This is a genomic window from Acinetobacter sp. FB (assembly GCF_056033405.1).
In genome coordinates this window covers 2905702-2919232 of the sequence record NZ_CM148502.1, presented here as the reverse complement: position 1 = coordinate 2919232, position 13531 = coordinate 2905702, and the positions used below count along the sequence as shown (strand labels likewise).

The window sequence follows — 13531 nt, the reverse complement described above, 5'->3', positions numbered from 1 at the left end:
TTAGAATATTCGAATACATGAAATTAATTGAATATTCTAAGCCTTTCATAGGGCTTATAAGCGTTTGGTTAAATGATATTTCATCCAGAAATCTAAACTGATATAACGTCCACCACCGATAAAGATTAAAGCGAGTAACATCACTAAATAGGTCACTGCGAATTCAACACCATTATTTAAAATGACAAATGATCCGCTGGCAGTGAGCCAGTCATAGTTACCATAGTTTTGTAAAATCTCATGGGCTTTTTCTAACTTCTCAGCGGAGGCCAGAACTTGAGCGTTTGCAAATGGTGCATTTGGATCGGCAATGGCTTGCCAACCATTCGGTAAGTGGACTGTTACAATTGCTACCAACATTGTGATGATGAGTGGAATACTGATAAAGCGAGTGAATAAACCTAATCCTAACAATACTGCACCAGCCAATTCTGTTGAGGTTGCTAGAGCTGCCATCAATGTAGGGAATGGTAGACCGAGCCCCCAATCAGGATTACCAAACCATTCAATCGTGTCTTGGAAATGCATGAGTTTATTGCTTCCTGCCATCCAAAAAATGGGGACTAAATATAATCTGAGTGCTAGCGCAGCAATTCCATCGAAATGTTTTATACAGTGAGAAATTTTTTGATACTGTTGTGTTAAAGAATAAATAAAGTTTTTCATGGGAATTTCACATTGAGTGCTATTGAATAGTTATTAGTCGAATGAATATGGAACTTCTTACATATTTTTTTCATTTGATCTGTAATAAATCGTCTTTTACTCCGTCTAACCTAATGTACCTCCGTACAAACCGAGCAATTACCTTACAAGGAATACAAAAATGAATAAATTAAACTCAATTACATCAGTCGCTGCATTATTGGCTTTATCAGCTGTAGGCATCACTCACGTATCTGCTGCACCAACTACGACTACAACTGAGTCTCATGCATCGAAAGCTGCTGATGGGAAATGTGGCGAAGCCAAATGTGGTGCAAATAAGGCAAAACAACAACAAAAGTCTGCTGATGCAAAATGTGGGGCAAATAAAAAATCAGCAGAAGGGAAGTGTGGGGCAACTAAGAAAACTGCTGATGCAAAATGTGGTGCAGATAAAAAAGTTGCAGATGGCAAGTGTGGTGCTAAATAGTTTAGATCAGCCGAATGATACCGATACATTTCAAATTGTCGGTATCAGTTCAAAAAGGAAAACAGCATGACTGCATTGAATGGTGTTGGTTTAGGCCTAAGGCGTGATTTTATTGATACGTTTTTGAATGCGGAATCACATCCAGACTTTATTGAAATTGCACCAGAAAATTGGATGGGTTTTGGTGGACGACACGCCAAGTTATTGGCCCAATGTACTGAAAAATCACCTTTGGTGTGTCATGGTCTGTCCCTTTCTATTGGGGGACCTCATCCTTTAAATATTGAATTTATTCAACAGATCAAAGCTTTTTTAAAGCAGTATCAAGTTTCCATCTATTCTGAGCATCTCAGTTATACCTCTGATGGGGGGTATTTATATGATCTATTACCGATACCGATGACTGAAGCTGCGGTCAAATATGTCGCTGAGCGTATCTTACGTGTTCAAGACATTTTAGGTCAGCGCCTCGTTATTGAAAATGTATCTACCTATTTAATGCCAAATGCAGAAATGAGTGAGGCTGAGTTTGTTTGTGAAGTACTTGAGCAAGCGGACTGCGAATTATTACTTGATGTTAATAATGTCTATGTGAATAGTATCAATCATGGCAGTGATGCACGTGGCTTTATCCAAGCGATGCCTAAAGAACACATACGTTATATGCATATTGCTGGGCATGAAAAAATGAATGAAAACTTATTGATTGATACGCATGGTGCCGAAATTTGCGATCCTGTATGGCAGCTATTGCAATTAAGTTATCAACATTGTGGCGTTAAACCAACCTTGTTGGAAAGAGATTTTAATATTCCATCATGGCAACAATTACAGCAAGAATTGACAATAATCAAAACGATGCAGCAACAGGAGAACGGTTATGGTGCTCAAAGAAAGCACTTTCCAAACCACTCAGCAGCAATTCTGTAATTGGATTCGTGAACCAAGTGCTGAACAGATTAAAATATGTGATCTTGAGCGAATGCAGATTTATCGAGATTTATTGTTCAACAATATGTGTTCATTTATAAATTTGGTTTATCCCATAGCTCGTTCTATTCTACCTGTGGATCAATGGCAGCTTTTATTGGAAGAATTTTTTCAAAAAGCTAAATGTCAGTCACCTTTCTATAATGATATTTCGTTGCAATTTAGAGATTATTTGACTGAAAACCGACATCCAGTTTTAAGCCAATATCCTTGGCTAGAAGAGTTATTGCAGTTTGAGTGGTTGGAGTTGTATTTAGATACGCTTGAAATTGAAGACATTAACATTGTTGAAAAGACAAGTTGGCAACTCACACACAAAGTGTGGGTCTTGGTCTATCAATATCCTGTTTATGATTGGACTGTTGATACAATGCTGGCAGATATTGAAGTAATGCCAAGCGCAATTATGGTTTGGCGAGACCATCAGGATAAGGTTCGCTTGGAAAGATTGTCCTCCTTATTTGCGATGTTGATTGAGCAAATGAACCTAGGGATATACACAGAGCTTGAGCTTCATGACTTAATTAAATTAATTGCACCAACTTTTTCTGAGCAAGAGATTACAATACAATTGAATCAGTTGGCAGCAACACTCACGAATCTAGGCTTGTTAAATCAGCCTCAGAACAGTAATGGAAGTGATCATGTTTGGGGCTGAATTGAATAATAATCAAGAAATATTGCATCAGCTTGAAAATCCTGAATTTCTAATGGATTTAAGACAACAGATGCTGAAGTTTACTGTTTTACAACTGTCCTCATTTCAGCAAGCTGAAGATGTGGTTCAAGAAGCGTTAGTGAGTGCTTTGCAGCATCTAGGCTCTTTTTCAGGAAGAGCGGCGTTTAAAACGTGGGTTTTTGCGATTTTAAAAAATAAGATCATTGATCTGATCCGACAAAAGTCTCGATTAGTGACTATGACTGAATTATTTGATGAACAAGATAATGAGTTGAGTATCGACGAATTATTTGATGCCTCGGGTCACTGGCATAAATATCAAGCGCCTAAAGCGTGGCAAAGCCCTGAAGAAATGATGGAACAGCAAGATTTTTGGATTGTTTTTGATGCTTGTTTGAATCATTTGCCTGCTAAATATGCGCAGGTGTTTATGTTACGAGAAGTAATTGAACTCAGTTCTGATGAAATTTGTGAAAGGTTAGAGATTACTGTCTCAAATTTTAATGTCTTGATGTATAGAAGCCGAACTAGATTGCGTGAATGTCTAGAAAATAAATGGTTACTTAAGGAGGATTGCTCATGCTAACTTGCCGACAAGCAACACAATTAATTTCCGAGAAACAGGATAGACCACTTCAGTTTATAGAGCAGAGCAATCTACAATTACATTTATTTGCTTGTCGTTCTTGTCGCCGTTATGGAAAACAAATCAAAACACTTCGTCAGCTTTCAAAAGCATTTTGCAAATACGAGGGTTAAATGTTATTAAGTATGTGGATTTTAGCTTTAAATCATAAGACTGATATTTAAAAGATAAAAAAATACCAACTATCTGAATAATTGGTATTAGATGCTTTAATTTGAAAATAGATTGTTAATGTAACGTACTTTGATGAGCAAGCTCAATTTGGTTCAAGATATGATGGCTCATATTCTTCGCCATTTCTTCTTTCGCATAGAAAACTTCACCAATATTTTCATCGCGAATAACAGCAGCCTCTTCCTTACTTTCAGCACAAATTAAAACCTGAATTTGGGGGTTGAGTTGCTGCGCAATGTCGACAATACGATGAATGTCTAAAATATCCATTGGTGAGATTACCAATAAGCGAGCATGTTGAATATGGGCTTGTATGAGTACATAAGGTTCAGTTGCTTCACCGCTTACAGCAGCCATTCCTTGCGCGCGCAGTTTTTCAACAATCTCACGATTTTCTTCAGCAATCACGACCTTGATATTCTGTTGCATCAGGTTTTCACTAATGCGGCGTCCTACACCACCATAGCCAATGATCACCACCTGATCGCGTAAATAAGCTTGATCAACTTCATCTGGAAGCATGGCAAGCGGGTCGCCACTGCGTTCTAACAAGCGAGCTAAATGTGAGCGTTCTCGTATCCAGCGTTGAGCGGGTTCAATCGCTGAAAATACAAATGAATTTAAAGTTATTGAAAATAACGCACCAGCAAGAATCAAGTTTTGTGCATCTGGGGTGAGTAGACCAAGTGACAAGCCTAATGTTGCTAAAATGAATGAAAACTCACCAATTTGTGCCAAACTAGCACCTACAGTGAGAGCTGTATTAATTGGGTAGCGGAAGAATAAAACTAAAGCCATCGCTGCTAAAGTCTTACCAATCATGATAATGGCAACGACAGCTAAAATATGTAAAGGTTGTTCAATCAAGATTTTTGGATCGAATAACATTCCCACTGAAACAAAAAATAAGATCGCAAATATTTCACGCAATGAAAGCGTCTCTTCTTCTGCTCTATGGCTGAAATCGGACTCTTTTACGACCATCCCCGCAAAGAAAGCACCTAATGCCATTGAGACACCAAAGATTGCATAAGAACCATAAGCAATCGAAACAGCAGCAGCAACGACGGTAAGTGTAAATAATTCACGAGAACCTAAACGAGCAACTAATTGCATAATTTTTGGGATTAATCGCTTCCCAATAATCAGCATGAAAGCGATAAAACCCGTTACTTTGAGTAATGTTAGGCCGATGGTGATCCAAATATTTTGAGAGGTATCCGTTCCAGCTAATGGGTGTCCACCAAGTAGAACAGCTGTTGCAGGTAATAAGACCAAGACCAAGACCATAACAAGATCTTCAACCAAAAGCCAACCTACTGCAATTTTGCCATTTACAGAGTCGAGTAAACCACGATCACTCAGTGCTTTGAGTAATACTACGGTACTTGCACACGATAAACTTAAACCAAAAATCAGCGCAGAACCAAAACTCCAGCCCCAAAACATAGATACAGCGACACCTAAGAGTGTTGCCACAGCGATTTGTAAAATCGCACCGGGTAGGGCGATACGACGAACGAGTAATAAATCATTGAGGGAAAAATGCATCCCTACGCCAAACATTAAGAACATTACCCCGAGTTCGGCAAGTTGATTGGCGAGATGTATATCTGCCACGATACCTGGGGTGTTAGGGCTTATAATAATACCTGCTACCAAATAACCAATTAATGGTGGTAGACGTAAACGTGCGGCAATATAGCCAAAAATAAGTGCTATACCGAAACCGACGGCAAGTAATATAATTAAATCAACATCATGAGGCATTGAAACTCCTTAATCATTGCGGTTAAGGTACAAATAATTCAGCATAAAACATGCCAAGAAAACAGCGAATAAATTGTAACAAGTAAAATCGGATTTGTTGATGACAATTTTTTTATTTATCAAAAAAAATTATGAAATAGTAATTCATTTTATTTTAGCCAAACATTTTTTATGCAAAAAAAACGACTTCAATTGAAGTCGTTTTTTTAAGAAAACTAAAATTATTTAATTTTAGCTTCTTTGAAGATTACGTGTTGACGGATTTTTGGATCAAATTTTTTGATTTCCATTTTTTCCGGCATAGTACGTTTGTTCTTAGTAGTGGTATAGAAATAACCTGTACCAGCTGTAGAAACGAGGCGGATTTTATCACGCATTGTTCAGACTCCTTAGATCTTTTGACCTTGAGCACGGAGATCAGCAACAACTTTCTCAATACCCAATTTATCAATAATACGCATACCTTTAGTGGTTAAACGAAGACGTACAAAACGCTTTTCGCTTTCTAACCAAAAACGGTGGTGGTGCAGGTTCGGCTCGAACCGGCGTTTGGTTTTGTTGTTTGCGTGCGATACGTTGTTACCAACGATAGGACGCTTGCCGGTAACTTGGCAAACCTTAGACATGGTGAACTCCATTGCTAGTTTATATAGCACCGTTTCGTGCAACTAGCCATTCAAGTAAACGGATGAAATCATTCAAGGGGCGTTTTATACCAAAAATACGATTAAAAGACAAGCGAATTTGGTAAAAACAGGGCATGATCTAGTGTGATAGATCATGCCTTGATCAGCTTAACGGAATAGTGTTTTCAAAAGCAGTTTATGCGTTGGTTTGTTGTACGGCGGCAAGATGAATTTTAAACTATAAAGTTTAGGGCTAACAGGGTTAGACATCATTGAGCGTTCGTGAGAGAAGCTGAAGAAACCTTCTTTACCATGATATTTGCCCATACCTGATGCACCTATACCACCAAATGGTAGATCATCTTGCGCTACATGGGTGAGGGTTTGGTTAATACCAAAATGCCCAGAATGGGTACGTCCTGCAACATAATCAGCACGAGCCATATCAATATCAAAATAGTAGAATGCGAGTGGGCGTGGTCGACTATTGATAAATTGAAGCGCATCTTCAATATGTTCATATTCTAGAATAGGAAGAATTGGACCAAAGATCTCATTCTTCATGATTTCCATTTCTGTGGTTACACCTGTGAGTAACGTTGGTGCAATTTTACGAACTTCAGTTAAAGATTCTTTCTTGCTGTTTAACTCGACGATCGTCGCACCTTGATCACGTGCATCTTCTAAATAACCTTGAAGACGATTGTATTGTTTGTCATTCACAATTGAGGTGTAATCTTTATTGTCACGTAGCGTTGGATACATCGTATTCACAAAGTCATTATAGTGCTTGGTGAATTCTGCCGTTTTGCCTTTAGGTAGGAACATGTAATCAGGTGCAACGCAAGTTTGACCTGCATTCCAAAGTTTACCTACTGCAATACGTTGTGCCACATCACGAATATTCATTGCCGAATGTACAAGAGCGGGCGATTTTCCACCTAGCTCTAAAATCACAGGCACTAAGTTCTGTGATGCTGCTGCCATCACGGTTTTGCCGACAGACGTTGAACCTGTGAAAATTAATTTATCAAATGCTAAATGACTAAAGGCATCTGAAATCGCGCCACCACCATTGATAACACTCACAAGTTCCTGAGGAAATACTTCCGCAAGTGCATTTTCTAATACCATCCCAAAATGTGATGATGCGCTCGAAATTTTGATCATGGCATGGTTGCCTGCAGCGATTGCGCAGATCAATGGGCCAACTGAAAGTAATAATGGATAGTTCCATGGTGCAATAATACCAATCACACCTAATGGTTGATATTGTACCCAGCCTTTTGCAGGTTGGTGTAACATGCTGATATGGCGCTTAGAGGGTTTCATCCACTCTGTTAAGTTCTTGCTATAGTATTTGATATGTTCTAAACATGTTAGAACTTCGCCAATTTTGGTTTCCATAATGGCACGATTGCCATAATCTTGACTAATTGCGTTAGCAAATTGATCTTGATATTTTACCAAGATATTTTTAAGTCGAGCTAAGCGTTCAATACGTTCTTTGGCGCTTGGCACAGGATGGCGTTGGTAAGCTGCTTTTTGCTGTTCAAGCAAATCATGTAGCCGTTTCACATCAACATGAGGTGTCATAGCGGTTGTTTTTGTTTGACTGTTCATAGGAGTGGACCAAAAGAAAGCTTATTATTTTTTAATTTTTAGAGTAAATACTCTAAAGTGTCAAGTCGCTTTATAGGTTTGTTTTATAACCTATTGATAATGTTATAGATGGTTAAACTCAATGTCGCACGCTAAACCGAATAAAACAAAAGATCGAATTCTGCAAATCAGTTTGCAGTTGTTTAATGAGCGTGGAGAACGTTCGGTCACAACCAATCATATTGCTGCTGAACTCGGAATTAGCCCAGGCAATCTGTACTATCACTTCCGTAATAAACAGGAAATTATTAAAGAATTAGCACAGCAATATCAGGCTGAAACCTTGGAGATGTTGGCCTTGCCAACGGATCGACCTTTAAATGCCAATGATAAAATTAGTTATTTCCAAGTTTTGAGTAATCAGTTGTGGGCTTATCGCTTTATTCACCGTGACGTCTATCATCTTGTTGAAAATAATGAAGACTTCAGAAAAATCTATCCTCGTTTTGCGGGGCAGGTGATGCAGCAAGGGCAAAAAATTTATCGTGCCTTTGTGGATGCGGGTTTGATGAAAATGACTGATTCAGAAATTGAAGCTTTGATTATCAACTTGTGGATTGTGCTGACCAACTGGACTAATTTCCTGTACATGTCGGGTCATATTAGTGATAACAATCGTTTAGAAGAAAAATGGGTATGGCAAGCTTTACGACAAATGGTATTTTTGGAAGGTCCTTATTTAATGGGCGAAAGTCGTCAAACTTATGAACAATTATTGAAATCTTTGGGGCCATCGGACTTATTTGCTAGCTTATCTAATCTTAAAAATGATGATGATGAATAAGTAGGTATTTAGTCATAGGCAAAAAAGAGCTAGAATGCTCGGCCTGATTTTTAATTTTGATTCCAATAAGTGATATTAACCACATGAACACGACGACCGCCCACACTGCACGATTATTGATTACTTGCGAAGACAAGCCGGGAATCGTGCAAGCCGTATCGAGCTTTTTGTATCATCAGGGAGCAAATATTACCGCACTTGATCAGTATGCTACAGAAGCTCAAGGCGGACGTTATTTCATGCGTGTTGAGTTTGAACTTGATCATTTGCATTCTCGCAAAGAAGCATTGATGCAAACCTTTGCTGCCAACGTTGCTGAACGTTATGAAATGCAGTGGAAACTCACTTTTGTGGGTGAATTAAAGAAAGTGGGTATTCTGGTTTCTAAAGTGGACCATGCTTTATTGGAATTATTATGGCGTCATGCACGTGGCTCATTGCCATGTGAAATTACCCAAGTCATCTCAAACCATCCAGATTTGCGTGAATCGGTTGAAAATTTTGGTATTCCATTCCATGTCGTACCAGTCAATAAAGACAATAAAGTAGAAGCTTATGCTCAAATTGATGAAATGATGCAGGGCAATGATCTATTGATCTTGGCGCGTTATATGCAGATTTTGAGTGAAGACTTTGTTGCCAAGTGGGAAATGAAGATTATCAATATTCATCATTCATTCTTACCTGCTTTCGTAGGTGCAAATCCTTATAAGCAAGCTTATGAGAAAGGGGTGAAGTTGATTGGTGCAACAGCACATTACGTGACTGCTGATCTTGATCAAGGTCCAATTATTGAACAAGATGTTGAACGTGTTAGCCACGATTACAATGTAGAGCAATTACGTGAGTTAGGTGAAGACGTTGAGCGTAATGTATTGGCTCGCGCTGTAAAATGGCATTTAGAAGATCGTATTATTGTAGATGGTAATAAAACGGTTGTTTTCTAAATCAAATAGAATTTTAAAAAAGCATGCTTAAAAGCATGCTTTTTTTATGTCAATAATGATATGTTATAACATTTTATATCAATAAATATAAATTGATCAATCAATTAAAAGATGTTCACAAAAAAATAGTTGCAAATGAAAACACTTCTCATTTATTATTACGCCACTTTAATTGTTCTATCCGATGACTGAAATCGTTTTTCATTTTGTAAAGATTTCATCATCTATTAGGTACTTAGATTCTTATGAGTCAATCTCCTGCGATATTGAATATGCCACACTCGATGAAAAAGAAGATCATCACTGCACTTGTTGCGGTTGTGATTGGACATGCAGGAGTTCTGTGGGCAGTTAGCCAGATGAAGCCAATTGAGCTAAAATCAATTGAGAAAAAGCCACTAAAGGTTAAGTTTGTTACTCTTAAAGAGGATGAGCCACCACCGCCTCCTCCGCCAGCAAAAATAGAGCCAATTAAGCCTAAGGTTGAACCCAAACCTATAGAAAAGAAAATAGAGCCGATTCCTGTAGAGAAACCAAAAGTTATTTCTCAAAAAGTACAGAAAATTGAGCCGAAAGCAATTCAACAAGATGATACTCAAGAGAAGCTTAAAAAACAGCAAGATTTAGAAAAGCAAAGGCTTGAGCAGCTACAGCGCGAACAAGCATTGAAAGAACAACAGGCTCGAGAACAGGCTTTAAGAGAGCAACAAGCCCGAGAACAGGCTTTAAGAGAGCAGCAAGCACGTGAGCAAGAAAATCGTAATAAGCCTAAAAAAGTAAGTGTTGGAGAGGTTTCTTGGAGTAGACAACCAAGAATTTCAGAAGAAAAGATTGCTTATTATTTTAAACCTGAGGATGGATTGAAAGTTATAGAACTTGAAATAACATCTGATGGGACTGGAGCGATAACTGATGTTAAGGTTATTAAATCAACTGGTAATGAGAAATTTGATGCTTACGTCGTTAAGCAAACCTATGGTGCTAGGTTTAAGTCATATAAACCAAATGGTATTACGACACCTTTTGTGATACGACAGCCATTTGACGCTAGTGTTGTTAAAAGATAAATGCATTCGCAGATTAAATTTTATTATTATGTAGGAGTTCTTATATGAACTTTTCAGTTTATTGGCAACATGCAGATGCAGTGAGTAAAACCCTGTATTTCATCCTTTTAGCAATGTCGATTGCAACGTGGACGATCTTTATTCTACGTCTATTAGGAACACGCCAATTAAAACAACAGGCTTACAGTCAACTTGTTCAAGCTTTGGCTAAGCTTAAATCTAAGTTACAACCTTTGACCTTTGAACAACGCAAAGCGGTTGCTGAGCAAGCTTTACTTCGTCAAATCTCGGCTGAAAAATCTCAAGCAGAAAAAGGTGTATCTGTTCTTGGAACAATTGCTTCGCTTGCGCCATTTGTGGGTTTATTTGGTACAGTTTGGGGTATTTTCCATGCACTTGTCGCTGTAGGTACGAGCGGTCAGGCGGGTTTAGCTCAAGTTGCAACTCCTGTTGGTGAAGCATTGATCATGACTGGCTTGGGTTTATCTGTGGCGATTCCTGCGGTATTAGCTTACAACATTTGTGTACGTTTCAATCGTGGTTTAGCACATGATTTACAAGATCAAGCACATAGCTTGTTAATCGATACGATGTTGCAGCAAGAAACATCTGCAAAGACAGAAACTAAAGCGACTCAACAAAGTTTAGTTGGAGGTCAAGCTTAAGATGGGCTTTCAATTGGGTGAAGACCACGACAGTGGCATGAATGAGATGAATCTCATTCCTCTGATCGACATTATGTTGGTATTGATGATTATCTTTTTAGTCACAGCAACGGTTGCTAACCCATCAATTCCATTAGCTTTACCAAAAACAACCGCTGAAATTGTAGATCCTCCACCAAAAGCAATCACCATCAGTATTAATGAAAAAGGTGAAGTGGCATGGGATGCTCAAATTATTAGTTTGAATGAGTTACAGACACGTTTCCAAGAAGCAGCAAAAGCAGAAACAAAACCGACAGTACAGTTACGTGCTGATAAAGAATCAAAATACGATACAGTAGCGCAAGTCATGTCACGGGCGAGTGAAGCAGGGCTAAGTGATATTGCATTTGTGAGTGAAAACTAAAATTTGTTTCATAAAAAAAGCAACTCAGTGAGTTGCTTTTTTTATGCTTACTCTGTTTTGAGTAGTTCGAGATATTTTGAACGTAATTTTGACAGTTTTGGGGGAATGCTAAAATTGCAGTAACCTTGTGATGGATTACGGGCATAAAAATTTTGATGGTATTCTTCAGCAGGGTAAAATGTTGGTGCTGGACTAAGTTCAGTTACGATATTGAGACCATCATTTTCTAAATCTTGAATAATTTTCTCCGCTTGCTGCTTTTGTTCATCATTAAAATAATAGACAACAGAACGGTATTGGGTGCCAATATCATTACCTTGACGGTTTAAGGTAGTTGGATCGTGGGTGGTAAAGAAAACATTTAGGAGTTGAGTATAATTGATTTGCTGTTCATCAAAGTCAATCAACACAACTTCTGCATGTTGAGTATTACCTTGGCAAACTTGATCATAACTTGGATTGTGAACAATACCTCCCGCATAACCACTCACAACTTTTTCGACGCCTTTTAGTTGTAGAAAAACAGCTTCTACACACCAAAAGCAACCTCCACCGAATAATGCTTGTTGCATAAATTTTCCCAATTTTTAATTCTAAGAATACTAATAAAGTATACGAAGTCACTGAAAAGTAAAAGCCCATCATCAATCAGAGATTTAGATTTTTATGTCACAAAATCAAATAACTGATTCAGTACCCCTTATAAATTTCATAAAAATTCACCTAAGCCTTAGCATATTTTTCCTATGTATTCATGATGTCGCATTTCTACCCACGATCTTGCAATAATTTACGAGTGCTATTGTGGATTCGTGATCATCACGTGAATGCATACATCTTGATTGATTTAAATCAATCAAGATGGACTATAGAAGGAGATTGAGTATTGTTTTGTTAAAAAAGCGAAATGGACTAATTTGCTTTTGGTAATCCATGTCGAATGATTTCCGAAAAATATTCACTGGATTGATCTGGTTGTTGTTCATATTTTTCAGCACGTGTATTAATCCATGCCAATTGATACCATTCTTTCATACTATAATTTTGATTGAGTGCTTGTAGATCAAAAAGATAATTGGGTAAATAGCCTGAAGCCAGTAAACGATAATCTTTAGGTAAAGTTTGTGGGTTGATCGCTTGGATCATGTCAAAAACGAGCGTTGTACAGTTACTTGTAAGCGTGTTGTACCATTTTGCTTCAGCACGTAATTCATCTGCTTTATGTAGATATTCGATAAATAACGCTTTACGTTCGGTCTGAGGCATTCTTATTGGAAATAAATAAACTTGTTCATGACGAATATTACTTCGCGTATAAATCAGATCTTTTTCATCAGAAGCCACTAAACTGAGTTCATATTTACGGAAAAAGCCACCAATCGCGGAAAATTCTTCTCCTTTTTCTTTGCGAATCTCGATAGAAAAAACCAAAGGTTTTTGATCTGAGAAATCGAAACTCACTAACGTATGCGCGATTTGAGGTCCCATCCAGTAGGATGTGATGACATTGACGCCTGTAATTTTATCTAGGTCAATTGTACGATTTTCCCAGCGAATGTCATAAGTGCCGTCTTTATGCCAATTAAAATTACGCACATTATGCAGCTGTACTAGATTGCCTTGCTTTTGGTAAGTAAGCTGCTCAGCGACTTCAGGGTTCCAGTCACGATCTTGGCGAGCCTCCAATGAAAAATACCAGACCAATGAACAGGCGAAGGCAACACAGTAAATTAAAATATCAGTGCGGCGACTAAAAATATGTCCACTGACATAAACACCAAGTAGGCTAAGTGCAAACAGTGCCCAAAGAATGATAATCATTCGGCTGAAGATTGTTCCAAAAGGATGTTGAATCCAGAATGCCAGACATAACCAGATACTTGAAAGGATCACAAATAAGGCAAAAAAACTGTGTAATAGTCCAATGCCTAGTGCCAGTAAAAACTCACGTGATCCGATATTATGCATGATGACGCGCGA

17 protein-coding genes are annotated in these 13531 nt (G+C 38.1%); 10 read left to right on the top strand and 7 right to left on the bottom strand.

The window, feature by feature from the left end:
• Window positions 1-54: 54 nt before the first annotated feature.
• On the bottom strand, window positions 55-666 hold the full coding sequence (locus tag AC0JIQ_RS13925) for an HvfX family Cu-binding RiPP maturation protein (protein ID WP_050041730.1): 612 nt from the start codon (window positions 664-666) through the stop codon (window positions 55-57).
• Between the two features lie 160 nt (window positions 667-826).
• Between AC0JIQ_RS13925 and AC0JIQ_RS13920 the strand changes: the two genes are divergently transcribed.
• The 5 genes from AC0JIQ_RS13920 to AC0JIQ_RS13900 all read left to right on the top strand — a co-directional run bounded on the left by AC0JIQ_RS13920 (window position 827) and on the right by AC0JIQ_RS13900 (window position 3563).
• Complete coding sequence (locus tag AC0JIQ_RS13920; protein WP_474201982.1) at window positions 827-1135, top strand: HvfA family oxazolone/thioamide-modified RiPP metallophore; 309 nt, start codon at window positions 827-829, stop codon at window positions 1133-1135.
• 66 nt (window positions 1136-1201) lie between these two features.
• Window positions 1202-2065 carry an HvfB family MNIO-type RiPP peptide maturase gene (locus tag AC0JIQ_RS13915; protein ID WP_474201981.1) on the top strand — a complete coding sequence of 288 codons (864 nt, stop codon included), beginning with the start codon at window positions 1202-1204 and terminating at the stop codon, window positions 2063-2065.
• Entirely contained in the window at window positions 2016-2783 is a 768-nt protein-coding gene (locus tag AC0JIQ_RS13910) for an HvfC family RiPP maturation protein (protein WP_474201980.1), read from the top strand. Before AC0JIQ_RS13915 ends, AC0JIQ_RS13910 begins: the two co-directional genes overlap by 50 nt.
• On the top strand, window positions 2770-3390 hold the full coding sequence (locus AC0JIQ_RS13905; RefSeq protein WP_046738504.1) for an RNA polymerase factor sigma-70: 621 nt from the start codon (window positions 2770-2772) through the stop codon (window positions 3388-3390). Before AC0JIQ_RS13910 ends, AC0JIQ_RS13905 begins: the two co-directional genes overlap by 14 nt.
• Window positions 3384-3563: a zf-HC2 domain-containing protein gene (locus AC0JIQ_RS13900; protein WP_474201979.1), complete on the top strand. Its 180-nt coding sequence runs from the start codon at window positions 3384-3386 to the stop codon at window positions 3561-3563. The genes AC0JIQ_RS13905 and AC0JIQ_RS13900 overlap by 7 nt, the downstream gene beginning before the upstream one ends.
• A gap of 115 nt (window positions 3564-3678) precedes the next feature.
• Here the strand turns inward: AC0JIQ_RS13900 and AC0JIQ_RS13895 are convergent, their stop codons facing one another.
• From AC0JIQ_RS13895 to AC0JIQ_RS13880, 4 genes are all read right to left on the bottom strand, one after another.
• The gene (locus AC0JIQ_RS13895) at window positions 3679-5394 is read right to left on the bottom strand and encodes a cation:proton antiporter (protein WP_004658947.1); all 1716 of its coding nucleotides are present in this window, start codon (window positions 5392-5394) and stop codon (window positions 3679-3681) included.
• A gap of 221 nt (window positions 5395-5615) precedes the next feature.
• Window positions 5616-5771, bottom strand: coding sequence for a 50S ribosomal protein L33 (gene rpmG / locus AC0JIQ_RS13890; protein WP_003654787.1), 156 nt, complete (start codon window positions 5769-5771; stop codon window positions 5616-5618).
• A 12-nt stretch (window positions 5772-5783) separates the two neighbouring features.
• Window positions 5784-6020, bottom strand: coding sequence for a 50S ribosomal protein L28 (gene rpmB / locus AC0JIQ_RS13885; RefSeq protein WP_004649871.1), 237 nt, complete (start codon window positions 6018-6020; stop codon window positions 5784-5786).
• Window positions 6021-6188: 168 nt separating this feature from the next.
• Window positions 6189-7643, bottom strand: a complete 1455-nt coding sequence (locus AC0JIQ_RS13880; RefSeq protein ID WP_004658946.1) for a coniferyl aldehyde dehydrogenase — start codon at window positions 7641-7643, stop codon at window positions 6189-6191.
• A 121-nt stretch (window positions 7644-7764) separates the two neighbouring features.
• Between AC0JIQ_RS13880 and AC0JIQ_RS13875 the strand changes: the two genes are divergently transcribed.
• The 5 genes from AC0JIQ_RS13875 to AC0JIQ_RS13855 all read left to right on the top strand — a co-directional run bounded on the left by AC0JIQ_RS13875 (window position 7765) and on the right by AC0JIQ_RS13855 (window position 11551).
• Window positions 7765-8466: a TetR/AcrR family transcriptional regulator gene (locus tag AC0JIQ_RS13875; RefSeq protein ID WP_004658944.1), complete on the top strand. Its 702-nt coding sequence runs from the start codon at window positions 7765-7767 to the stop codon at window positions 8464-8466.
• A gap of 83 nt (window positions 8467-8549) precedes the next feature.
• Window positions 8550-9413, top strand: a complete 864-nt coding sequence (gene purU / locus AC0JIQ_RS13870; RefSeq protein WP_004658942.1) for a formyltetrahydrofolate deformylase — start codon at window positions 8550-8552, stop codon at window positions 9411-9413.
• Window positions 9414-9658: 245 nt separating this feature from the next.
• Entirely contained in the window at window positions 9659-10480 is an 822-nt protein-coding gene (locus AC0JIQ_RS13865) for an energy transducer TonB family protein (RefSeq protein WP_474201978.1), read from the top strand.
• Between the two features lie 44 nt (window positions 10481-10524).
• Window positions 10525-11145, top strand: a complete 621-nt coding sequence (locus AC0JIQ_RS13860) for a MotA/TolQ/ExbB proton channel family protein (RefSeq protein ID WP_287692885.1) — start codon at window positions 10525-10527, stop codon at window positions 11143-11145.
• Window position 11146: 1 nt separating this feature from the next.
• Window positions 11147-11551, top strand: coding sequence for an ExbD/TolR family protein (locus AC0JIQ_RS13855; RefSeq protein WP_474201977.1), 405 nt, complete (start codon window positions 11147-11149; stop codon window positions 11549-11551).
• A 47-nt stretch (window positions 11552-11598) separates the two neighbouring features.
• On the opposite strand, the gene msrA is transcribed toward AC0JIQ_RS13855, so the two are convergent.
• Both msrA and AC0JIQ_RS13845 read right to left on the bottom strand, forming a co-directional pair.
• Complete coding sequence (gene msrA / locus AC0JIQ_RS13850) at window positions 11599-12123, bottom strand: peptide-methionine (S)-S-oxide reductase MsrA (protein WP_046738247.1); 525 nt, start codon at window positions 12121-12123, stop codon at window positions 11599-11601.
• Between the two features lie 340 nt (window positions 12124-12463).
• Window positions 12464-13519 carry an Lnb N-terminal periplasmic domain-containing protein gene (locus AC0JIQ_RS13845; protein WP_474201976.1) on the bottom strand — a complete coding sequence of 352 codons (1056 nt, stop codon included), beginning with the start codon at window positions 13517-13519 and terminating at the stop codon, window positions 12464-12466.
• Between the last annotated feature and the right edge of the window lie 12 nt (window positions 13520-13531).